Genomic DNA, 21,020 nt, shown 5'->3' on the forward strand with positions numbered 1-21,020 from the left:
TATCCACGGCCTGTGGATGCGGCGGTGGATTTCGGTGGGGCCACGGGCGGGCGGCGGCGACGATAGCGTGAAGTCCCCGCCTGCGAGGAGGCGTGCATGCTCATCGCCCAGCTCAGCGATCCGCATCTGACCACCGGCCTGCTGGCCGCCGAACCCGCCGTGGGGCTGCACCAGGCGCTCGGCCGGGTGCTCGCGTTGCGGCCCCGCCCCGACTGCGTGGTGATCAGCGGAGACCTGGTGGATCACGGTCGCCCCGACGAGTACCTCGCGCTGCGCGAGGTGATCGGCCGCTTCCCGCTGCCGGTGCACCTCGCCACCGGCAACCACGACGACCGCGAGTCCCTCCTCGACACCTTCGGCGGTACGCCGTGGCTGGGTGGAGGCTTCTCGGCGTACTACCACGTCGACCACGCGGCGGCGACCGTCGTCATCCTCGACTCCCTCGTGCCCGGCAGCAGTGGCGGGCGGCTCGGCGAGGAGCAGCTGAGCTGGCTGGACGGCGTCCTGACCGGGCGGCCCGACGCGCCCGCACTGGTCTTCCTGCACCACCCGCCGCTGGCCGTGGGGCTTCCGGCCGCCGACCCGATCGGGCTCGCGGACGCCGACGGGCTCGCCGAGGTGATCGGCCGGCACCGGCACGTGGTCCGGGTCGGGGCCGGCCACCTGCACCGGCCCGTCACCGCGGCGTTCGCCGGGACCGTCCTCACCACCGCCCCCAGCACGTGGCGACAGGCGTCCCTCACCATGAGCGCCGACGAGCAGACGGGCTGGGTCACCGAGCCGACGGCGTTCCTGCTGCACCTCGTCCAGGACGGCGGTTGCGTCACGCACACCGTGCAGGTCAGCCACGCCGCGGGGCAGACCTGCGGGTACTGAGACGCGCCGGAGGGGCCGGGCCTCGCTGGTACGGCCGGGCTCCGGCGGCCCGGCCACGCCCGTTCGTAACCGGACCGCCACGTCCGGCCGGTCCGGTCGTCGGCTGCCGGTTCATCAACGTATTCGCAGGTGTGATGTGCTGCCCCGGTCGACCGACCGACCCGTTGATGAGAGGCTGTCCCCGACGGGGCAGCCACCCCGACCGCTGCCAACCGGGCACCGATCCATCCGACGGTGCCGGTCGGCGCCCGGCGGACACACGCTCCGGGCGCCGCATCCGCCGAGTCTCATGAGGAGTCCCATGCCCATCCCCGGGATGCGTCGGGCCGCCGTCGGCCTGACCGCGCTCGCGGTGGCCGCGTTCGGCGCGGTCACCAGCACCCCCGACCAGGCGGAGGCGGGCCCGAAGCCCGTCGACGTCACCCTGCTCGCGCTCAACGACTTCCACGGCAACCTCGAACCGCCGAGCGGCTCCAGCGGCATCATCGCGGGGCAGGCCGCGGGCGGCGTCGAGTACCTGGCCACACACCTCGCGGAGCTGCGCGCGGCGGCCAAGAGGAAGAACACCATCACGGTCGCCGCCGGTGACCTCATCGGCGCCTCCCCGCTGCTCTCCGCCGCGTTCCACGACGAGCCGACGATCGAGGCGTTGTCGATGGCCGGGCTCGACTACGCCAGCGTCGGCAACCACGAGTTCGACGAGGGCGCCGCCGAGCTGCTGCGGATTCAGAACGGCGGCTGCCACCCGGTCGACGGCTGCGCCGACGGCACCCCCTACCAGGGCGCAGGCTTCCAGTACCTGTCGGCCAACGCGTTCAAGACCGCGACCGGCCGGCCGCTGCTGCCCCCGTACGCCATCCACAAGGTCCAGGGCGTCAAGGTCGGCTTCATCGGGATGACCCTGGAGGGCACCCCGCAGATCGTCAGCCAGCAGGGCGTCGCCGGCCTGAGCTTCGCCGACGAGGCGGAGACCGCCAACCGGTACGCCCGCGAGCTGCGCCGCAAGGGCGTCGAGACGATCGTCGTCCTGCTGCACGAGGGTGGCACCCAGGCCGCGAGCGGCGGCATCAACGACTGTGTCGGCATGACCGGCCCGATCGTGGACATCGCCGACCGGATGGACCCGTCGATCGACGTCGTGGTCAGCGGGCACACCCACCAGGCGTACAACTGCGAGATCAACGGCAAGCTGGTCACCAGCGCCAGCTCGTTCGGCCGCCTCGTGACCGACATCGACCTGAAGATCGACCGGCGCAGCGGAGACGTGCTCAGCGCGCAGGCCGAGAACGTCGTGGTCACCCGTGACGTCGCCAAGGATCCGGCGCAGACGGCCCTGATCGACCGCTACAACACCGTGCTCGGCCCGGTGGCCGACCGGCAGGTCGGCGAGACCGCCGAGGCGATCACCCGCGGCCAGGAGACCCTCTTCGGTACTACCACGGGCGAGTCGGCCCTCGGCAACCTGATCGCGGACGCGCAGCTCGCCGCCACCGACGACGAGCAGAACGCCGTCGCCGCGTTCATGAACCCGGGCGGTGTCCGGGCCGACCTGGATGCCGGCCCGGTCACCTACGAGGAGGCGTTCACGGTCCAGCCGTTCGCCAACAACCTGGTGACGCTCGACCTCACCGGCGCGCAGCTCTACTGCGTGCTGGAGCAGCAGTTCATCGTCAACCGTGTCCTCTACCCGTCGTCGACCGTGCGGTACGTCGTCGACCCGAACGGCACCACGGGCACGGCCGCCGACCCGTGCGCCGGCACCCGGGTGGTCCGGGGCAGCCTGACCCTGGGCGGCGCGGCGGTCGACCCGGCCGCCACCTACCGGGTGACGGTGAACAACTTCCTCGCCGGCGGCGGTGACGGCTTCAGCACCCTCACCGCGGGCACCAACCTGGTCACCGGGCAGATCGACCTGGACGCCTTCGTGGCGTACCTGACCGCCGAGTCGCCGGTCTCCGCCCCGGCGCTCGACCGGATCCGCACCACGGCCGAGGCCGCCTGACGGCAGCCGCTGACGCTGGCTCGCCCGTAGCTGCGAGACGATCGGGCCCCGGAGCAACCGCTCCGGGGCCCGATCCCTGTCCGGCCGGGTCGGGGGTCGGTCGGAGACGGGAAGATCGCGCTCGACCGGGGAAGTAGTGGCATCGGGAGCGCGACGAGGCCACTACTTCCCCGAACGCGCGCGATCTCCGCGATGCCGACGCGCGCGGTCAGGCGGGCGCGGGAGCGGGGGCGGGCTCGGGGGTGACCGCGGTGGCCCGTACGCGTCCGTCCTGGAGCGGGGTGAGCAGGCGGCGCAGCGAGAGCGCCACCAGCGAGGCGACGAGGCAGCCGCCGACGACGGTCGCCACCCAGATCTTCCCGTCGGCCGCCGCCATCAGCGGACCGGCGGTCACCGGGCCGATCACCCCACTGACCCCGAAGATCATGGAGCTCATCGCGTTGTAGCGGCCCCGCAGCTCGTCGGTGGCGAGCGCGTTGGTCAGGGCCGGCATCATCGGGGAGAGCATCGTCTCGCCGAAGCCGAAGATCGCGGAGCACGCCACCACACCGAGCGCGGCGACGATCGCGTTGGACGGGCCGACCAGGCCGGCGGCGCCGAGGACCAGCCAGGCGGCGGCGAAGACCGCGCCCACGGCGGCGAGCGCGGCGGTGCGGCTGCGACCCTCCAGTCGCCGGATCACCACCAACTGGGCGAGCACGATCATCACGGTGTTGGCGGTGAGCGCCCAGGCCACCACCCGGGGGCTCACCTCGGCGACGCGGACCGCGAACGCGGCGAAGCCCACCTCGATCTGCGCGTAGCCGCAGGTGGTGAGGACCAGGCCGAAGATCACCAGCCGCCGGAACGGGCGGTCGCGCAGCACCGTGAAGTAGCCGCCGCCGGACGGCCGCTCGCCGGTCGTGCCCGTGACGACCCGGCGGCCGACGCCGGGCAGGGACAGCAGGATCAGGGCCGGCATCAGGTAGCTCACCGCGTCCAGCACGTAGATCATCTGGAAGGTCACCGGCCGGTCGACGTCGATGATCGCGCCCGAGGTCAGGCCGCCGATGCCGATGCCGAGGTTGAGCAGCGCGAAGTTGAGCCCGAAGACGCGCTGACGCTCGCCGTCCTCGGTGAGCGAGGCGAGGATCGTGTTCTGCCCGGACCAGATGGCCGAGCTGCCGATGGCGACGAGCGTCATCACCAGGAACGCCGAGCCGGTCGAGTGGACCAGGCCGAGCGAACCGGTGCCCACCGCCTCGATCACCAGGCAGGGGAGCACCACCCGGCGGGCACCGAACCGGTCGATCAGGGTGCCGCCCAGCGGGGACAGCGCGAGGGTGACCGCCCCGTACCAACCGATCACCAGGCCGGCGCGGGTGTCGGTGAGCCCCCGCACGTCGGTCAGGTAGATGAAGAGGAACGGCAGGGTGAGACCGCGCCCGATCGCCGAGAGCAGGGTGCCGACGAGGATCCGGCGGGCTTCCGGCCGGCGGGGGAGGGCGCGACGTAACATGCCGGCATTCTCTTCGGCGGGTGTGACGCTCGGCGACCTGATTAGCGGCCGCCACGCGGGGCCGGACGGCTGACCGTGACGCACGCCACCCCGGCCGGGTGTGTTGGCCCGTTCTGCCATGCTGGCCCGGTGACCACCACCTGGCATCGACTGCCCGCACCCGCCCGGGAGATCGCGACGAGCGCCGTCGAGGCGGTGGGCGCCGCCGGGCGACGGGACGCGCAGGCGTACGACGAATCGGTGGTCCGGCTCGCGGCGGCCGACCGGTCCGGCCTGGTCCTCGGCGCGGTGGTCCGCCTGCTGCTGGAGCAGAGCCACCCGGACGGCCTGGACAGCGACGACGTGCGTCAGGTGCTGGAGCGTTGCGTTCGCGACGCCGCGCAGTGGCGTCCGGACGCCGACCCGCACGTGCTGCTGGTGCTGCTCGCCGGCGCGCTCGGCGTGTACGACCCGGACGGCGACGAGTCGCCACCGGACCCGGCGGCGGTCGCGCGGCACGCCCCGCTGCTCGTCACCGACCTGCTCGCGACCACCGGGCGGCCGCTCGACGGCTACCTGGCCGCCGCGTTCGCCGAGATCGAGCGCGCCGAGCGGCAGGACTGAGCGCGGGCGCACCGGGCCGTCGGAGTGGTTCGCCGAACCGGCCCCGGCGCGCGGAGGCGGCCACGAGGATGACGGGGTGCGCATCTCCCGCAGCCGGTACGAGAGGACCACGGAGACGCATCGGACGACGACGTTCGAGATCTTCTTCGACCTCGTCTTCGTCTTCGCGCTCACCCGGATCGTCGAGTTCATGTCGCACTCGCCGTCGGCCGTCACGATGGCCCGGGGGCTGCTGCTGTTCCTGCTCCTGTGGTTCTCCTGGTCGTCGTACGCCTGGCTGGGCAACGAGGTACGCGCCGACGTCGGGCTGATCCGCATCGGCACCCTGGCCGCCATGGCGGCGATCTTCGTGGCGGCGCTGGCGATCCCGGGTGCGTGGAGCGCGCACAGCCCGGTGCCGGCCCCGCTGGTCCTCGCCGTCTGCTACCTGGCGGTGCGCGCACTGCACATCGCGCTCCACCTCTACGTGTCGCGCAGCCGGCAGCTCACCCGGACGCTCCGGCTCAACGCCGTCACGCTGCTGCTGGGCTGGGTCCCGTTCGTCGTCGGCGCGCTGGCCGGCGGCACCGTCCAGACGGTGCTCTGGGCGGTGGCCTTCCTGGTCGACGCGGGCGGTGGCCGGGTGGCCGCCGCCTACAGTCCGTGGCAGCTGCGCAGCGTCAGCCACTTCACCGAGCGGCACCGCCTCGTGGTGATCATCGCGATCGGCGAGTCCCTGATCTCGATCGGCCTCGGCGCCGGAGCCGCGCTGACCAGCTGGTGGGTGCTGTTGGCGGCCCTGCTCGGCTTCGTGGCCGCGGTCCTCCTGTGGCGGCTCTACTTCGCGGCACTCGCGCCCGTGATCGAGCAGGTCCTGGCGGCGGCTCCGGCCGCCCGTCGCGGGACCATCGCGAGCGACGTCTACACCCTCGCCCACTTCCCGGTGATCGCCGGGATCATGTACGTCGCGCTGGGCATCGAGCAGGTGCTCGGCACGCTCATGCACCACGAGGTCGGCGCTCACGAACGGGAGTTGGGCGGCGCCGCCGTCGTCGCGCTCTACGCCGGGGCGGCGCTGTTCCTCGTCGGCCGGGCGCTGTGCCTGCGCCTCGCGGTGCGTCGGGAGACGGTGGCGCCGCTGCTCGGAGCCGGCGTGCTCCTGCTGCTCGTCGTGCCGGCGCGGCTGCTGCCCGCCCTCGCCGCCCTGGCGCTACTGGTGATCGTGCTGCTGGTGCAGTCCGCGGTGGAGCGACGCCGGACGCGGGCGCTGCGGCGCCGCCTCGCCGGGAACCCGGCGGGCTAGGCCAGCGCGGCCGGTGCGGCCTCCGGGGGACGGTCGTCCCGCGGGCGGCTAGCGTCGCAGGCGGCGCAGGAGCCAGTCCGGGCTCGGGTTCACGACCTGCTCGTCGTTCGCCACCACCGTCGGTACGGTCTCGTCGCCGCCGGTGACGGCGCGGACCGCCGCCGCTCCGGCCGGGTCGGCCCAGATGTTGACCCAGTACGCGCGGCGGGCGGCGGGGCCGAGCCGGAGGCGCAGCCGCAGGCAGTAGGGGCAGCCGGGCCGCCAGTAGACGATCGGGCGCCCGTCGGCGGCGCTACCCTCCTGGGCCCGTGCCGCCGGAACGGATCGGGGGAAGACCAGCGGCGAGAGCAGGAGCGCCAACACCGTGAGCGCCACGAACCAGACGACGCCGGCCCAGGACGGCCGCTCCCTCACGGCGACGAGCACCCCGCACACCAGCAGCAGCACCGACGGACCCCAATTGCGCAGCATGCCGCCGGATGCTAGTCCCGACCCGGCGGTCCCGTACGCCCGACCGGTGCGGCGCACCCCCGCTTCTGCGGGGCGGGCAGGGACCGGGCGACGCACCCGCGACGCGGACGGCGGGGCGCTCGCGTCCCGCTGGGGCCCGGAAACGAATCAAGGCCCCTCTGCGGAGGGGCCTTGACCTGCTGTTACCTCTGGTCGGGGTGGCCGGATTTGAACCGACGACCTCTTCGTCCCGAACGAAGCGCGCTACCAAACTGCGCCACACCCCGAGGCGTGCCGACAAATAGTAGCCCACCCGCCCCGGCGGTCAAACTCGGTACCCCCGGGGGCGCGGGACCGCCGAGAACCGTCGCCGGCCACCCTCTCTGGGCGGGGCCCCGGCGGGGAGGGCACCACTTTTCGGAAGTTGTCGCCTCGAAGCGCTGCGGAGGCCCCTACATCCGGGAAGTTGCGCCGACGCCCGACGCCCGACGCCCGACGCCCGACGCCCGCCGGCCGACGCCCGCCGGCCGGCGGACGGCGGCGGACGCGGTGGTCAGCGGGAGATGAGGGTGAGGACGCTCGCCTCCGGCGGGCAGGCGAACCGTACCGGCGCCGTGGGGTGGGTGCCGAGGCCGGCGGAGACGTGCAGCCAGGAGTCGGAGCCGGGCCACCGGTGCAGCCCGCGCGCCATCGACCGGGGCAGTCCGCAGTTGGTGACGAGCGCCCCGAATCCCGGCACGCAGACCTGACCACCGTGGGTGTGCCCGGCGAGCAGCAGGCTGAAGCCGTCCGCGGCCATCTGGTCGAGCACGCGCGGCTCGGGGGAGTGGGCCAGCGCGATCGACAGGTCGGCCGACGCGGCGACCGGGCCGGCGACGGAGGTGTAGTCGTCCCGCTCCACGTGCGGGTCGTCCACGCCGACCAGGTCGATCACCCGCCCGCCGGCCTTGAGCGTGGTGCGGCTGTTGTTCAGGTCGACCCACCCGGCGCCGGTGAAGACGTCGCGCAGCTCCTCGTACGGCAGCTCGACGCCCTCGACGTACTCCCGGTCGGGCAGGAAGTAGGTGAACGGGTTCTTCCAGACCGGGCCGGTGTAGTCGTTGGAGCCGAAGACGAAGGCGCCCGGCAGGTCGAGCAGCGGCTGGAGGGCGCGCAGCACGCCCGGGACAGCGTCCGGGTGCGCCATGTTGTCCCCGGTCACCACGACCAGGTCGGGGTCGAGTGCCGCCAGCGACGCCACCCAGCGTTGCTTGCGTGCCTGGTCGGGCATCATGTGCAGGTCCGACAGGTGCAGCACGCGCAGCGGCTCCGCGTCGGTCGGCAGCACCGGCACGTCGTACCGGCGAAGGGTGAACAGGTTGCGCTCGATGAGCGACGCGTACGCCAGAGTGGCCGCGCCTACCGTCGCGGTGGTGGCCGCGAGCCGGAATACTGTGCGCTTTCGCATGCGGATCAGGGTAGTTTGACCGTCCATGAGCACGCTGAAGGACCGCCTGACCACCGACATGCGCAACGCCCTGAAGGCGCGTGACGAGCTGACCACGTCCACCCTGCGGATGGCCCTGGCCGCCGTGGGCAACGCGGAGGTCGCCGGCAAGGCCAAGCGCGAGCTCACCGACGACGAGGTGCTCGCGGTGCTGACCAAGGAGGCGAAGAAGCGCCGTGAGGCGGCGACCGCGTTCGCCGACGCCGGCCGCGCCGAGCAGGCCGCCAAGGAGACCGCGGAGGGGGAGGTGCTGGAGCGCTACCTGCCCAGCCAGCTCTCCGACGCCGAGCTCGCGGAGCTGGTCTCGGAGGCGCTCGCCGCGGGTGGCTTCACCGGCAGGGCGCAGATGGGCCCGGCCATGAAGGCGGCCCAGGCCGCGGTGGCCGGCCGGGCCGAGGGGGGCCGGGTGGCCGCGGAGGTACGCCGGCAGCTCGGCCTCTGACCCCGCCGCGACGGCGAGCCACGGCTCGGGTCCGCACCGCTGCGCGAACCCTGCGCGCGACCTCTTTTCCGCCGGCACACGAAACGGGCGGGCACCCCTCCTCGGGGTGCCCGCCCGTCGCGTTCACGCTGGCGGTCCGGGGCCCGGCCGGCGGTGCGGCCGGGCCTCCCGGGGGCTAGCCGCCGGGACGGTTGCCGGGGCGGTTGCCGGGGCGGTCGGGTTGGTTGCCGGTCGTGCCCGGGGTGGGGCCGCCGTCCGGCTGGCCACCGCCACCGCTGCTGACCTGGATGGTCACCACGCCGCCCTTGATGGTCCGGCCGCTGGGGCTGGTGCCGGCGACCGTGCCCGCCGGGCAGCTGGAGGCGACCTTGTCGTCGGAGACGACCACGTCGAAGCCGGCGCCCTTGATGCGGGACCGCGCGGTGTCGACCGACTGGCACTTGACGTCCGGGATGCTGCGCTGGTCACCGTCGGAGATCTTCTTGCCGGGCGGCTCGAAGTTGATCCGGGGCTTGCCCTTCATGGCGTCGCGCAGGGTGTCCCACACCGGCTGGTTGATACCGCCGGCCTCGTTGTGCTTCATCTTGACGTTGGTCTGCGGCCAGTCCGGGTCGGCCATGATGCCGGCGACCGCGTACTGCTTGGTCATCGCGACCAGCGAGGCCGTCTTCTCCGAGTCGGTGGTGCCGGACTTGCCGGCGACGGGCGCGTTGACCTCCTGCTTCACCCGCGGAGCCGTGCGGCTGCTGCCGCACTTGCTGGTGGGGGAGTTGTCGCCGACCGGGCAGCGCGCCGCGTCCACGGCGGCCCGGGCGACCTCGGTGCTGACCCGCTTCTCGCAGCGGGGGTTGGCGATGTCGAGCTTCTTGCCTTCCGGGTCACGGATCTCCTGCACCGGGATCGGCTCGCAGTACTTGCCGTCGGCGGCCAGGGTGGCGTACGCGTTGGCCAGGTCCAGCGGCGTGGTCGCCGAGACACCGAGGGTGAAGGAGCCCCAGTCGTGGGCGTAGTCCTTGTTGTTGGCCCACTCGGCTTCCTTGCTGACCCGGAACTGGATGCCGAGGCGCTTGGCCGCGTCGACGACCTTCTCCGCGCCGACCTGCTGCTGCAGCGGCACGAAGTAGGTGTTGATCGAGGCGCTGAAGGCGCTCCACATGTTCTGCACGCCGCCGGCCTTCTTGCCGGAGTTGGTCGGGCAGTACTTGTTGGTGCCCGGGCAGGCGGCGGGGCTGCCGTACTCGACGATGTACTCCGACTTGAACTGCTGCGGCGCGTTCATCGTGTAGCTGAGGGGGATGCCCTTCTCCAGGGCCGCCACGATCGTGAAGATCTTGAAGGTCGAGCCGGCCTGGTAGCCCACGATGCCGTCACCGCCGGTGAGCAGCGGGATCACCGTGTTCGGGTAGTTGCCGCGCTTGCCCTTCTGGCGCTGCTTCGGCTCGCTGTGCGGCTTGTTGGTCGGGTGGTCCTTGTCGTCGAGCTTGAAGTTCCGGTTGACCGAGAGGGCCCGCACCCGGCCGGTGCCCGGCTCGACCACGGCCACCATCGCGGCTTCCTTGTCGGTGACCTTCTTCGCCTTGCGGACGGCCTTGTCGGCGCCGTTCTGCACCTGCGGCTCGAGGGTCGTGATGATGGTGTAGCCGCCGCTCTTGAGCTGCCGCTCCCGGTCGTACGTGGTGGAGCCGAACGTCTCCTGCTGCAGCCACCAGCGGTAGAAGTAGTCGCAGAAGAAGCCCCACTCCTTCTTCGCGGAGACGCAGCCGTTCGGCGCGCGCTTGCCCTTGACCTCCAGCTTGGTGGCCTTGGCCGCGTCCGCCTCCTGCTGCGTGATCGCGCCGATCTCGACCATGTTCTGGATGACGTAGTTGCGCCGTTCCAGGGCGAGCGGGAAGCCGCTCTTGGTGGTCGGGTCGTTCGTGGTGGGCGCCTTCACCATGCCGGCGAGCAGCGCCGCCTCCGCGACGGTGAGGTCCTTCGGCTTCTTGTTGAAGTAGACCTGGCTGGCGGCGTAGACGCCGTACGCCCCGTTGCCGAAGGAGGCGATGTTGAGGTAGCGCTCCAGGATCTCGTCCTTGGAGAGCTCCTTGTCGATCTGGAGGGCGTAGCGCATCTCGCGCAGCTTGCGGGCGCTGGTGTCCTCGGTCGCGGCGACCACGTCGGCCGGGTGGGTGGCCGAGTACGCGATGGCCAGCCGCACGTACTGCATGGTCAGTGTGGACGCGCCCTGCTGGGAGTTCGCGCCGGACTGGTTGTTGACGAACGCCCGGGCCACACCGTTGAGGTCGACGCCGTTGTGCTTGTAGAAGTCGTGGTCCTCCGCCGCGATGATGGCCTTCTGCATGTGCGGCGAGACGTCGGCGAGCTTGACGTCCTTACGGTTCTCGTCGTACATGGTGGCGAGCGGGGTCTTGCCGTCGCTGGCCATCAGATAGGTGATCTGCGGTGCGCGGGACACCGTCAGCTCACTGGGCAGTGCGCCGAAGGTCTCGGCTCCGGCCTTGGCGGCCAGTCCGGACATCGCCACCGCGGGGAAGGCCGCCGCTGCGACCACCACGCCGGCCAAGAGGCCACATATGAGCAGCGATGCGGCGTTGGTCAGCACATTGTGGTCACGTTTCCGCATCCAGGTCACCTCGACAGGGTACGCGAGTAGGGAACGAGGGGCGCTGGGGCGTTCTTTACCCATTTCCTGCGCGCGCCGACCTCGTTGTGCTAAACGCACGACCCCTGGTGCGTGGTTGCGTGGGACCTGGCGAAGAGTTTCCTCCCTGTGGAAGGGGCTCCGCAGCGTTTTCACGTACTGGGGCGGGGTAAGCGGCGGTCAACTGCCCGGTGAGCCGGGAGTGTCCGGAATGATGGATTTGGCCGACAACGTTGCGTAATCGGGTGACTACAGAGCATGATGGTGGACGGCGACAGCGCCACATGTCGTCCGTGCCGCCTTGGGGAAGGCCGGGCGGGCGATCGGGGGGATTGCCGGCTGACGCGTAACGAGGTCGGTAGGTACTGCAAGGGGGGACGTGTACGCATGGGCATGATTGCTGACTGGCCGTCGCTGGCGGCGTGTCAGAACGGGGACCCGGACGCGCTGTTCGTACAGGGCGCCGAACAGAACGTGGCGAAGCGGATCTGCCGGAGCTGCCCAGTTCGGTACGAGTGCCTGGCTGACGCGCTCGACAACCGGATCGAGTTCGGTGTGTGGGGTGGCATGACCGAACGCGAGCGGCGGGCGCTGCTGCGCCGTCATCCGCAGGTGACGAGCTGGCGCAAGATGTTCGAGGCGGCCATGAAGAAGAGTGCCAAGGAGAAGGCCGGCAAGGACAAGACCCTGGTCACGACCGGCTGATCGCCGCGCCGATCGTCCGCAGCCCGTCGACGTCGTGGACGTCGGCGGGCTGCGCCGTCACCGACACCGTCGGTACCTCGGGGAACGCCTCGGTGAACCGCGCGGCCACCTGCTGCTCGCGCGCCGCCTGACGGGCCAACGCGGCGTGCGCGCGCAGCACGTCGACGGTGGCCTCGTGCCCACCCAGCTCGGCCAGCCGGTCCGCGGCGGCCCGGCTCGTCGCCGCGTCCAGATCCGGGACCGCCGGCCGGTGCACCCGGTTGAGGACCAGGCCGGCCAGCGGCATCCGCTCCTCGCGCAGCCGGCCCGCGAAGTAGGCGGCCTCCCGGACCGCGTCCGACTCCGGCGCCGCGACCAGCAGGAACGCCGTCTCCCGAGCCTGGAGGATGCGGTACGTCTGCTCGGCCCGCTGGCGGAAGCCGCCGAACATCGAGTCGAGCGCGGCGACGAAGCCGGAGAGGTCGGTCAGCAGCTGGGCGCCGAGCACCTTCTGCACGACCTTCGAGAACATCCCGAACGACGCGGTGACCAGGCTGAACATGCTGCGACCGCCGCTGCGCGCCGGGGCGAGCAGCATGCGCAGCATCCGCCCGTCGAGGAACCGGGAGAGCCGGGCCGGCGCGTCGAGGAAGTCCAGCGCCGAGCGGGACGGCGGCGTGTCGACCACGATCAGGTCCCACTCGCCCCGGGCGTGCAGCTGGCCCAGCTTCTCCATCGCCATGTACTCCTGCGTGCCGGCGAAGGTCGAGCTCATCGCCTGGTAGAAGGGGTTGGCGAAGATCTCCGCCGCCTTCGTCGGATCGGTGTGCTGGAGCACCACGTCGTCGAAGGTCCGCTTCATGTCGAGCATCATGGCGTGCAGCTCACCGCCGCTGCCCTCGACGTCGATCCCCTTCACCTGGCGCGGGGTGTTGTCCAGCTCGGTGAGGCCGAGCGACTGGGCCAACCGGCGGGCCGGGTCGATGGTCAGCACCACCGTGCGCCGGCCGTGCCGCTCGGCGGCGCGCAGTGCCAGCGCGGCGGCCGTGGTCGTCTTGCCCACCCCGCCGGCGCCGCAGCACACCACGATCCGGACGCCGGGATCAGCGAGGATCTGGTCGACGTCCAGCTGGGGCGCCACGTCTTCGGAAGGCACCAATCGAGCGTATCGGGCCGGCAGGGTCCGCGCGCCCGTGCCGACCGCAGGTGTGAGTCAATCGGCCCGCAGCAGGGCCGCGGCCAGGGTCTCCAGGCCGGCCCGGTCCACCCCGTCGGGCAGCAGCGGCAACTCGGTCAACGGCAGCCCCAGCTCGATCAGGTCGGTGCGGAGGGAATCCTCCAGCTCGCGGCGGACGACCTGGTCGTTCGCCTCGCCCTGGAGACCGCCGACCGTGTCCCGGTCGGCCGGCAACCCCGCGGCGAGCAGCCCGCGCCGCAGTTCGGCGGGGGTGACCGTACGCCCGGCGGGCAGCGCGGGCCGGGTGCCGTTGACGATGATCCGGCCCACCGGGAAGCCGAAGGAGGTCAGCTCGCCGATCGCGTCCACCGTCTCCTGGACCGGCATCTCCTCGAGCAGCGTGACCACGTGCACCGCGGTCATCGGTGAACGAAGCAGCGCGGAGACGCCCTCGCTCTGCGTCTTGATCGGGCCGACCTTGGCGAGGCGGGCGGTCTCCGCCGTCACGTTCAGGAAACGGCCGATCCGTCCTGTCGGTGGCGCGTCCAGCACCACCGCGTCGTACACCCGCCGCTGGTCGACCGTGCGGGTGGTGGCCTCCTTCACCTTCCCGGTGAGCAGCACGTCGCGCAGCCCCGGGGCGATGGTGGTGGCGAAGTCGATCGCGCCGAACTTGCGCAGCGCCCGGCCCGCCGCCCCGAGCCGGTAGAACATGTCCAGGTACTCGAGCAGCGCCGCCTCGGCGTCCACCGCGAGGGCCCGCACCTCGCCGCCGCCGGGCGCGTCGGTGAGGTGCCGCTCCTCGTACGGGAACGGGTCGGCGCCGAAGAGCTGGGCGATGCCCTGCCGCCCCTCGACCTCCACCAGCAGGGTGCGCCGGCCGCCGCTGGCCAGCGCGAGGGCCAGCGCGGCCGCCACGCTCGTCTTGCCGGTGCCGCCCTTGCCGGTCACCACGTGCAGGCGGGCCGGCCACCCGGTACTGGCCGGGTCGGCCGGCCGTTCAGCTGCTCGCACCCGTCGAGCCTATCCAGCCGAGCCCGTCAGGCGACCTCGCAGACCCACCAACCCGTCTTCTGCACCACGGTGAAGCGCAGCTCCTGGTCGGCGACCTTCTCGTCGGCGGTGGTCATGGTCACCTTGGTCGAGACGGTGGCCCGGTCGCCGGTCTGGTTGTCCACCTTCGGGGTGGTCCACCGGAACCGAGGGTTCTGGTAGGCGGAGGCGTACTTCTCCACCTCCGCCACCTTTGCGGCGATCTTCTCCTCGTCGCGGGCCGAGGCGCAGACGAGGGTCGCCGCCTTCGTGGCGTCCCGCTCCTTGTAGACGGCGGTGAGGAACTGGTCGACCGCCACCGCCGGCTCCTTCGCCCCCTCGCCGGTCTCCACGTTGCGCAGGGTCAGGAACGCGGTGACGCCGCCACCGACGCAGAGCACCAGGACCACCACGAGCGCGAGCGCGGCGATCAGCGCGCCGCGCTTCTTCCTGGGCTGCGCTGCCGCCGGACCCGCCGGACCGGCGGGCGGGTACGGCGGGTGGCCCGGGGCCGAGGTGGCCGGACCGGTGGACGCCGGGGGGTACGGCGGGTGGCCCGGGGCCGAGGGCGCCGGCCCGGTGGGTGCCGGGGGGTACGGCGGCGGACCCGCGGGAGCGGCCGGCTGCCCGGGCAGCGGCGCCGGCCCGGGCGGCACCTGCCCGGTCGGCGGCGGCGGAGCCGGCGTGCCGGGGGCGAAGTGGCCGGCTCCCCCGGGGGCCGCCGGGTGCCCGGGGGCGGCCGGCGCGGGTGGCACCCCGGTGCCGGGCTGGGCCGGCGGCACGTCCGGAGAGCCGGTCGGGTCACCGTTGGGTGGCTGGGTCATCTCTTCCCCCGGGGGTGCGGCGCTCGCCGCCACCCGGCGTCGAGCGTGAAGTCGAGCGGGCGGCCGCAGCGCGTGCCGTCCGACGGGAAGGGTAGCGGTCGATCCCGTCCCTGGTGTCGCCGCTGGCGGGGGCGGGACTGGGAGCGCGACCAGGCGCCGAGGCGTACGCGGCATCTGTCGCATATGTGACTAGGAGTGCGGAGGGCGCGCGCGTCCTGTTGGCGGGACTCCGGTGGCCGACCTACGGTCGTGCCGGCGCGGGGGAACCCGGTCGGGCGCGCGTCCGGACCGGCACAGCAGCGACTTGACCAGGTACGACGCCCGGAGGCAGTGCATGCGCGACGCGGACAACACCCCTCGAGCCCAGTTCCCGGCGAACGATCGGTCGCGCCGCGCCGACTCCGCCGGTGCGGCCGAGGGGCCGGTCGGCGGCCTGCCGCTCAACGAGCGGCCGTACCGGCGGACCCCCGACGCGGTCGAGTCGGTGCGGACGCTGGGCCGCCGCACCGAGCAGCGCCGGGAGGACGAGGAGCCCGGATTCGTCATCCACCTGCCGATCCGGGTGCCGGACCTGGCCGCGGCCACCGCCCTCGCCAGCCGGATCGCGGTCTCCCTGGGCTTCCTGCCGGAGCTGGACGCGGGCGAGACCACCGTCTCCAACGCCGACGACCAGAACAACCGGCACCGGGTCTTCTGCGACCTCCTGCTTCCCGACCGGTCCCGCTGCCCCCAGCGGTACGAGCACAGCGGACCCTGCGGGGAGCTGCCCGCCGCGCCCGAGCAGCGTCCCGCACCCCGGCCTTCCGCCGGCCCGTAGGCTGTCCCTCGAACGATCCGCGTCTTGAGGGAGCCCTGCACCGATGCAGAAGTGGGAGTACGCCACGGTCCCGCTGCTGGTCCACGCGACCAAGCAGATCCTCGACAACTGGGGCGAGGACGGGTGGGAACTCGTCGCCGTGGTGCCCGGTCCGAATCCGGACCAGCTCGTCGCCTACCTGAAGCGGCCGAAGGCATGAGCAACGGTCCGCACGCGAAGCTCGCCGAGCTCGGCCACGCGCTGCCCGAGGTGGTGCCGCCGGTGGCCAGCTACGTGCCGGCGGTGCAGTCCGGAAAGCACGTCTACGTCTCCGGCCAGCTGCCGATGGCGGAGGGGAAACTGCTCGCCACCGGGAAGGTGGGTGCCGGCGTCTCCGCCGATCAGGCCAAGGATCTCGCCCAGCGCTGCGCGCTCAACGCGCTGGCCGCGATCGACTCGCTGGTCGGCCTGGAGAACGTGGTGAAGGTCGTCAAGCTGACCGGCTTCGTCGCGTCCGCCCCCGGCTTCACGGGCCAGCCGGCCGTGATCAACGGGGCCTCCGACCTGTTCGGCGCCGTCTTCGGCGAGGCCGGCCGGCACGCGCGCAGCGCCGTCGGGGTAGCCGAGCTGCCGCTGGACGCCCCCGTCGAGGTCGAGGTCATCGTCGAGGTCAGCTGACCCGACCGGCCCCGCTCGCCCCCCGGGTCCCGCTCGCTCGGCGACGAAAAGTCGTGAACGGGCACAAACCCGGGAGGGTCCCCGCAAGATCGCGGGGTGGGGCGGGCGGGGCCGTACGATCGCAGCCATGACCGGGCACGTGACCGCGCCGGCGGCGGCGCTCGCCGACCAGCTGCCGAGCTGGGTGACGCTGCTGCGCGCCCCGAACCCGGGGCCGATGACCCTCGACGGCACCAACACCTGGCTGTTGCGCGCCCCCGGTGCCGAGCGGGGCGTCGTGGTCGACCCGGGGCCGGCCGACGAGGCGCACCTCGCCGCGATCACGGCACACGGGCCGGTCGGGCATGTGCTCATCACGCACGGCCACCCGGACCACACCGAGGGCGCCCGGCGGTTGGCCGAGCTGCTCGGCGGGGTGCCCGTGCTCGCCGCGGACGCGGCGCACACCGTCGATGGCGCGCCGCTGACCGCCGGTTCCGCGCCGGAGGTCCCCGGGCTGACCCTGCGGGTCGTCCCCACGCCGGGGCACACCGCCGACTCCGTCTGCTTCGTGGCCGCGCACGGGGACGAGCGGGTGGTGCTCACCGGCGACACCATCCTCGGGCGGGGCACCACCGTGGTCGCGCACCCGGACGGGCACCTCGGGGACTACCTGGCCAGCCTCGAACTGCTCTCCACCTACCGCGACCTGCCGGCGCTGCCCGGGCACGGCCCGGCGCTCGCCGACTGCGGCGCGGCGGCCGACTTCTACCTGGCCCACCGGCGGGCCCGGCTCGACCAGGTCCGGGCGGCGGTCGCCGCCGGCGCCGGCACACCCGCCGAGGTGGTCGCGACGGTGTACGCCGACGTGGACCGGTCGCTCTGGTGGGCCGCCGAGTGGTCGGTACGCGCCCAGCTGGAGTACCTCGGGGTCGAGATCCGGGAATCCGGGACGGGGGACCCGGAGTTGGAGCAGCCGTGACCTGCCCCGTGTGTGGAACCGTCGCCGTACCCGGCGCGCGGTTCTGCCACAACTGCGGCGCGGCGTTGCCCGCCGCCGCGACACTGCCGGCCGCCGAGCGGCGCGTGGTGACCGTGCTCTTCGGCGACCTCTCCGACTTCACCTCCTGGTCCGAGGACCTCGACCCGGAACGGGTCGGCGCCGTCACCGACCGGGTGCTCGCCGCGCTCGCGGGCGCGGTCAAGACCTTCGGCGGGCACGTGGACAAGCTGACCGGCGACGGGATCATGGCGGTGTTCGGCGCGCCGGTGGCGCACGAGGACGACGCCGAGCGGGCGGTCCGCGCGGCGCTCTCCATGCAGCGCGCGGTGCGCCGGGTGCTCGACGACGAGCGCGGCGGTGGCGCGCCGCTCGGCCTGCGGGTCGGTCTGAACACCGGCGACGTGATCGCCGGCATCCAGGCCGCGATCGAGTACACGGTCATCGGTGACACCGTGAACACCGCCGCGCGGCTGGCCGACGCCGCCGCCGTCGGCGCGGTCTACGCCGGCGCCCGCACCGCCGCGGCCACCCGGCACGTCGCCTCCTGGCGGGCGCTGCGACCGCTGCGGCTCAAGGGCAAGCGCGAGCCGGTCGAGGCGTACGAGCTGCTCGGGCTCCTGGACGCGCCCGGCACCCGCTCCGGTCTCGGCGACGAGGCGCCGTTCGTGGGCCGGGAGACGGAGATCGGCCGGGTCGCCGGCCGGCTGGCCGAGGTGATCGACCGGAGCGAGCCGCGGGTGCTGCTGATGACCGCCGAGGCGGGGATCGGCAAGTCCCGGTTCGCCGCCGAGGTGGAACGGCTGGCGGCCGGGTACGACGTCGGCGCGGGCCGGTACGCCGCGCACACCGGGGCGCGCGTGCTCTCGGTGCGCTGTGCCGCCTTCGGGGAGCGGCGCCGACTCGCCCCCCTCGCCGACCTGGTCCGGGCCGCGGTGGGCCTGCCCAACGATCCGGCCACGGCGCTGACCCGGCCGGCGGTCGAGGAGCGGCTGCGCCGGCTCGGCCAGCGGGTGGCCCGCGGTGGCGAGCCGGCGCCGATCGCCAGCGACCAGCTCCTCGCCCTGCTCGGCTACGCGGAGCTGCCACCGGGCGCCACCGACCAGAGCGAGTGGAGCGCCGCCCAGCCCCCCGCCGACGCGGAGGCGGTGCCGAACGCGGTCGCCGACCTGCTCAGCGCGCTCGCCGGCGAGGCGCCGCTCGTGGTGATCGTGGACGACCTGCACGACGCCACCGCCGAGACCACCCGCGCGCTGGGCACGACGCTGTCCCGGCTCACCGGCCCGGTGCTGGTGCTGCTGCTCGGTCGTCCCGAGCTGGTGCGTACCGCCGGTGCGATGACCCGGGTGGCCGACGCCGAGGTGCACGTGCTGCCGCCGCTGCGCGGCGCCGACGCCGCCCGGCTGCTGACCAGCTACCTCGGCGGCGGCAGGCTGCCGCAGGCCGACGCCGACCGCCTGCTCGCCACCGCGCAGGGCAACCCGTTCTACCTGGCCGAGTTGGTCACCCTGCTGATGGAGCGGGGCGCGCTCACCCAGGTGGGGGACCGGAGCGGGTCCTCCGGCGCCACCTGGCGGCTGGTGCCCGGATCGTTGGGCAGCCGGCTGCTCTCCCGTGACCTCGCGGCCGTGCTGGCGGCCCGCATCGACGCGCTCCCGCCGGACGCCCGGTCGGTGCTGCGGGACGCCGCGGTCGTCGGGGACACCGTGCCGACGGGCGCCCTGGAGGCGCTGCGCGAACAGCGGGCCGGGCGGGACGGGCGACCTGCCGCAGTGGTCACCGTCGAGTTCGAACGGGCCGTCGACGAACTCCTGCAACGGCGCATGCTGCACCGGACCCGCACCGGATACGCGTTCGCCACCCCGCTGATGCGCGAAGCCGCGTACTCCGGGGTGAGCAAGGCCGAACTGGCCGAGCGGCACGCCGCGCTGGCCCGCTGGGCGGCGCCCGGGGCGGCCGGGGACGACCCCGTCGCCGCGCCGGGCGGCACCTTCACCGACGTCGACCGGGACGAGTTCGTCGCGAGCCACGCCGAACGGGCCGCCGCGCTCGCCGACGCCGTGAACCTGCGTCCGGACGCGCCCGCCCGAGCGGTGGTCCCGCTCGCGGTCGCGGCGCTCGGCCGGGCCGCCCGTCGCGCGCTCGCCGCCGGCGAGCCGGCCCTGGCCGTCGAGCACGCCGAGCGCGCCGCCGACCTGGCCCGGGACGGTGTACCGGCCGCCGACCAGGTGGTGCACGCCCGCGCCCTGCTCCAGATCGGGCGGGTCGCCGACGCGCTCGCCTCGGCGGAGAAGATCGCCGCCAACGCGGGGGACGAGGCCACCCGGGGCAGCGCCCTGCTGCTGGCCGGGCAGGCCCACCAGACCCTCGGCGACCAGGCCCGGGCGGTCGCCGCCTGGCAGGAGGCCCTCCAGGTGGCCACCGCGGGCGACCTGCCCACGCTGCGGGCCTCGGCGATGCGCCGGCTCGGCATGGCCGACTTCGTGTCCGGCCGGCTGAGCCAGGCGAGTAGCCGGCTGGCGGCCGCGTACCAGGTGAGCCTCGCCGCGAAGGACCGGCGCGGGCAGGCCTGGTCGTTGCAGAACCTGGCCTGGGTGACCACCACGCGGGGCGACTTCGCGGGCACCGACGCGGTGCTGGGCCGCGCCGCCCGGCTCTTCGCCGAGCTGAAGGACCCGTACGGGCGGGCCTGGCTGCGCGGCACCACGGCGTTCGCCCGGCTGTTGGCCGGCCGGCTGCGCGAGGCGTGCCGGCTGGCACGGGTGTTCCTGCCCTTCGGGGAGCGGGTCGGCGAGGCGTGGGCGGTCGGCACGCTGCGCGCCGTCGAGGCGTTCGCGACCGCCGAGCTGGGCGAGCTGGCCGAGGCGGACCGGGGTGCCCGGCGCGCGTACCGGGAGTTCGCCGCCGCCTCCGACGAGTGGGGCTGCGGGTTCGCGCTGGTGGTGCGGGGTGTGGTGGCACGCGGGCTGGGCGAGCCGGAGCACGCCGCGGACCTGCTCACCGACGCGCTGTCGTACGCGGACCGCACGGCCCACCCCCTGCTGACCGGGATGGCCGGCACGCTGCGCGGCTTCGTGGCACTGGACATGGGGGACATCGCCGCGGCCGAGCGCGACGCGCGGGCCGTGCTGACCACCGTGGAGCCGCACAACCCGCAGGCGCCCGCGCAGGTCGCGCCCCGGGTGCTGCTGGCCACCGCACGACTGGCCGCCGGCGATTCGGCGACCGCCGTGGGGTTGCTCGCTCCGGTGGCCACCGCCGCCGGTCACACGCCCTCGCTGCTCTTCTCCCGCCGGCAGACGATGGCCCGGTACGCCTCGGCGCTGCTCGCCCACGGGCAGCGGGAGCAGGCGCTGGACTGGGCCCGGCGGGCCGTCGCGGCACCGGCCGAGGACGTCCGCAGCCAGGTGATCGGGGCCAGCGTGCTCGCCGAGGCGCTGGCCGCCTGCGGCCGCCACGCCGACGCGCTCGCCGCCGCCGAGGAGGCGGTCCGCCTGGCGTACGCCACCGAGCAGCGCAGCGAGCGACACGGCGCCGAGGCGCTGCGGGCCCGCCTCGCCGGCGCCTGAG

General features: G+C 73.7%; 18 protein-coding genes and 1 tRNA gene. 11 read left to right on the forward strand and 8 right to left on the reverse strand.

Going from position 1 to position 21,020, the window contains the following annotated elements; translation table 11 throughout:
• Positions 1 to 96: 96 nt before the first annotated feature.
• Entirely contained in the window at positions 97 to 876 is a 780-nt protein-coding gene (locus tag SM573_RS07105; RefSeq protein WP_474615768.1) for a phosphodiesterase, read from the forward strand.
• 301 nt (positions 877 to 1,177) lie between these two features.
• On the forward strand, positions 1,178 to 2,878 hold the full coding sequence (locus SM573_RS07110) for a bifunctional metallophosphatase/5'-nucleotidase (RefSeq protein WP_474615769.1): 1,701 nt from the start codon (positions 1,178 to 1,180) through the stop codon (positions 2,876 to 2,878).
• Positions 2,879 to 3,086: 208 nt separating this feature from the next.
• On the opposite strand, the gene SM573_RS07115 is transcribed toward SM573_RS07110, so the two are convergent.
• The gene (locus tag SM573_RS07115; protein ID WP_474611425.1) at positions 3,087 to 4,376 is read right to left on the reverse strand and encodes an MFS transporter; all 1,290 of its coding nucleotides are present in this window, start codon (positions 4,374 to 4,376) and stop codon (positions 3,087 to 3,089) included.
• 129 nt (positions 4,377 to 4,505) lie between these two features.
• Between SM573_RS07115 and SM573_RS07120 the strand changes: the two genes are divergently transcribed.
• Positions 4,506 to 4,979: a hypothetical protein gene (locus SM573_RS07120; protein ID WP_474615770.1), complete on the forward strand. Its 474-nt coding sequence runs from the start codon at positions 4,506 to 4,508 to the stop codon at positions 4,977 to 4,979.
• A 76-nt stretch (positions 4,980 to 5,055) separates the two neighbouring features.
• Positions 5,056 to 6,261: a low temperature requirement protein A gene (locus SM573_RS07125; RefSeq protein WP_474615771.1), complete on the forward strand. Its 1,206-nt coding sequence runs from the start codon at positions 5,056 to 5,058 to the stop codon at positions 6,259 to 6,261.
• A gap of 48 nt (positions 6,262 to 6,309) precedes the next feature.
• Here the strand turns inward: SM573_RS07125 and SM573_RS07130 are convergent, their stop codons facing one another.
• The 3 genes from SM573_RS07130 to SM573_RS07140 all read right to left on the reverse strand — a co-directional run bounded on the left by SM573_RS07130 (position 6,310) and on the right by SM573_RS07140 (position 8,158).
• The gene (locus tag SM573_RS07130) at positions 6,310 to 6,732 is read right to left on the reverse strand and encodes a glutaredoxin family protein (RefSeq protein ID WP_474611422.1); all 423 of its coding nucleotides are present in this window, start codon (positions 6,730 to 6,732) and stop codon (positions 6,310 to 6,312) included.
• Positions 6,733 to 6,921: 189 nt separating this feature from the next.
• A tRNA-Pro gene (locus SM573_RS07135) sits at positions 6,922 to 6,998 on the reverse strand.
• Positions 6,999 to 7,264: 266 nt separating this feature from the next.
• Positions 7,265 to 8,158, reverse strand: coding sequence for a metallophosphoesterase (locus tag SM573_RS07140; RefSeq protein ID WP_474615772.1), 894 nt, complete (start codon positions 8,156 to 8,158; stop codon positions 7,265 to 7,267).
• Between the two features lie 25 nt (positions 8,159 to 8,183).
• Between SM573_RS07140 and SM573_RS07145 the strand changes: the two genes are divergently transcribed.
• Positions 8,184 to 8,639 (forward strand): GatB/YqeY domain-containing protein, encoded by a 456-nt coding sequence (locus tag SM573_RS07145; RefSeq protein ID WP_474611420.1) that lies wholly within the window; start codon positions 8,184 to 8,186, stop codon positions 8,637 to 8,639.
• 175 nt (positions 8,640 to 8,814) lie between these two features.
• Here the strand turns inward: SM573_RS07145 and SM573_RS07150 are convergent, their stop codons facing one another.
• A complete protein-coding gene (locus SM573_RS07150) occupies positions 8,815 to 11,262 on the reverse strand; it encodes a penicillin-binding protein (protein ID WP_474611419.1) in 2,448 nt (815 codons plus the stop codon).
• A 405-nt stretch (positions 11,263 to 11,667) separates the two neighbouring features.
• On the opposite strand from SM573_RS07150, the gene SM573_RS07155 reads away from it, so the two are divergent.
• Entirely contained in the window at positions 11,668 to 11,985 is a 318-nt protein-coding gene (locus SM573_RS07155) for a WhiB family transcriptional regulator (RefSeq protein WP_474611418.1), read from the forward strand.
• Here SM573_RS07155 and bagB read toward each other — a convergent pair.
• From bagB to SM573_RS07170, 3 genes are read right to left on the reverse strand one after another with little or no spacing between them, the layout of a single operon-like run.
• Positions 11,972 to 13,123 (reverse strand): ATPase BagB, encoded by a 1,152-nt coding sequence (gene bagB / locus SM573_RS07160; protein WP_474611417.1) that lies wholly within the window; start codon positions 13,121 to 13,123, stop codon positions 11,972 to 11,974. The two genes, SM573_RS07155 and bagB, sit on opposite strands and share 14 nt — an antisense overlap.
• Positions 13,124 to 13,177: 54 nt before the next feature.
• Complete coding sequence (gene bagA / locus SM573_RS07165; RefSeq protein WP_474611416.1) at positions 13,178 to 14,155, reverse strand: ATPase BagA; 978 nt, start codon at positions 14,153 to 14,155, stop codon at positions 13,178 to 13,180.
• 26 nt (positions 14,156 to 14,181) lie between these two features.
• Positions 14,182 to 14,808 (reverse strand): Rv0361 family membrane protein, encoded by a 627-nt coding sequence (locus SM573_RS07170; RefSeq protein ID WP_474611508.1) that lies wholly within the window; start codon positions 14,806 to 14,808, stop codon positions 14,182 to 14,184.
• A 523-nt stretch (positions 14,809 to 15,331) separates the two neighbouring features.
• On the opposite strand from SM573_RS07170, the gene SM573_RS07175 reads away from it, so the two are divergent.
• The 5 genes from SM573_RS07175 to SM573_RS07195 all read left to right on the forward strand — a co-directional run bounded on the left by SM573_RS07175 (position 15,332) and on the right by SM573_RS07195 (position 21,019).
• Positions 15,332 to 15,814, forward strand: a complete 483-nt coding sequence (locus tag SM573_RS07175) for a hypothetical protein (RefSeq protein ID WP_474611415.1) — start codon at positions 15,332 to 15,334, stop codon at positions 15,812 to 15,814.
• Between the two features lie 43 nt (positions 15,815 to 15,857).
• Entirely contained in the window at positions 15,858 to 16,013 is a 156-nt protein-coding gene (locus SM573_RS07180; protein ID WP_174242689.1) for a DUF4177 domain-containing protein, read from the forward strand.
• Positions 16,010 to 16,471, forward strand: a complete 462-nt coding sequence (locus tag SM573_RS07185) for a RidA family protein (protein WP_474611414.1) — start codon at positions 16,010 to 16,012, stop codon at positions 16,469 to 16,471. Before SM573_RS07180 ends, SM573_RS07185 begins: the two co-directional genes overlap by 4 nt.
• A gap of 127 nt (positions 16,472 to 16,598) precedes the next feature.
• A complete protein-coding gene (locus tag SM573_RS07190; RefSeq protein WP_474611413.1) occupies positions 16,599 to 17,432 on the forward strand; it encodes an MBL fold metallo-hydrolase in 834 nt (277 codons plus the stop codon).
• On the forward strand, positions 17,429 to 21,019 hold the full coding sequence (locus SM573_RS07195) for an adenylate/guanylate cyclase domain-containing protein (protein ID WP_474611412.1): 3,591 nt from the start codon (positions 17,429 to 17,431) through the stop codon (positions 21,017 to 21,019). The genes SM573_RS07190 and SM573_RS07195 overlap by 4 nt, the downstream gene beginning before the upstream one ends.
• Position 21,020 lies beyond the last annotated feature (1 nt).

The sequence above is a fragment of the Micromonospora xinjiangensis genome (assembly GCF_056150165.1).

Coding starts and splice junctions, on each gene's coding strand:
- SM573_RS07105 (WP_474615768.1), top strand. CDS start 97: ATGCTCATCGCCCAGCTCAGCGATCCGCATCTGACCACCGGCCTGCTG.
- SM573_RS07110 (WP_474615769.1), top strand. CDS start 1,178: ATGCCCATCCCCGGGATGCGTCGGGCCGCCGTCGGCCTGACCGCGCTC.
- SM573_RS07115 (WP_474611425.1), bottom strand. CDS start 4,376: ATGTTACGTCGCGCCCTCCCCCGCCGGCCGGAAGCCCGCCGGATCCTC.
- SM573_RS07130 (WP_474611422.1), bottom strand. CDS start 6,732: ATGCTGCGCAATTGGGGTCCGTCGGTGCTGCTGCTGGTGTGCGGGGTG.
- SM573_RS07140 (WP_474615772.1), bottom strand. CDS start 8,158: ATGCGAAAGCGCACAGTATTCCGGCTCGCGGCCACCACCGCGACGGTA.
- SM573_RS07145 (WP_474611420.1), top strand. CDS start 8,184: ATGAGCACGCTGAAGGACCGCCTGACCACCGACATGCGCAACGCCCTG.
- SM573_RS07150 (WP_474611419.1), bottom strand. CDS start 11,262: ATGCGGAAACGTGACCACAATGTGCTGACCAACGCCGCATCGCTGCTC.
- SM573_RS07155 (WP_474611418.1), top strand. CDS start 11,668: ATGGGCATGATTGCTGACTGGCCGTCGCTGGCGGCGTGTCAGAACGGG.
- SM573_RS07175 (WP_474611415.1), top strand. CDS start 15,332: ATGCGCGACGCGGACAACACCCCTCGAGCCCAGTTCCCGGCGAACGAT.
- SM573_RS07180 (WP_174242689.1), top strand. CDS start 15,858: ATGCAGAAGTGGGAGTACGCCACGGTCCCGCTGCTGGTCCACGCGACC.
- SM573_RS07185 (WP_474611414.1), top strand. CDS start 16,010: ATGAGCAACGGTCCGCACGCGAAGCTCGCCGAGCTCGGCCACGCGCTG.
- SM573_RS07190 (WP_474611413.1), top strand. CDS start 16,599: ATGACCGGGCACGTGACCGCGCCGGCGGCGGCGCTCGCCGACCAGCTG.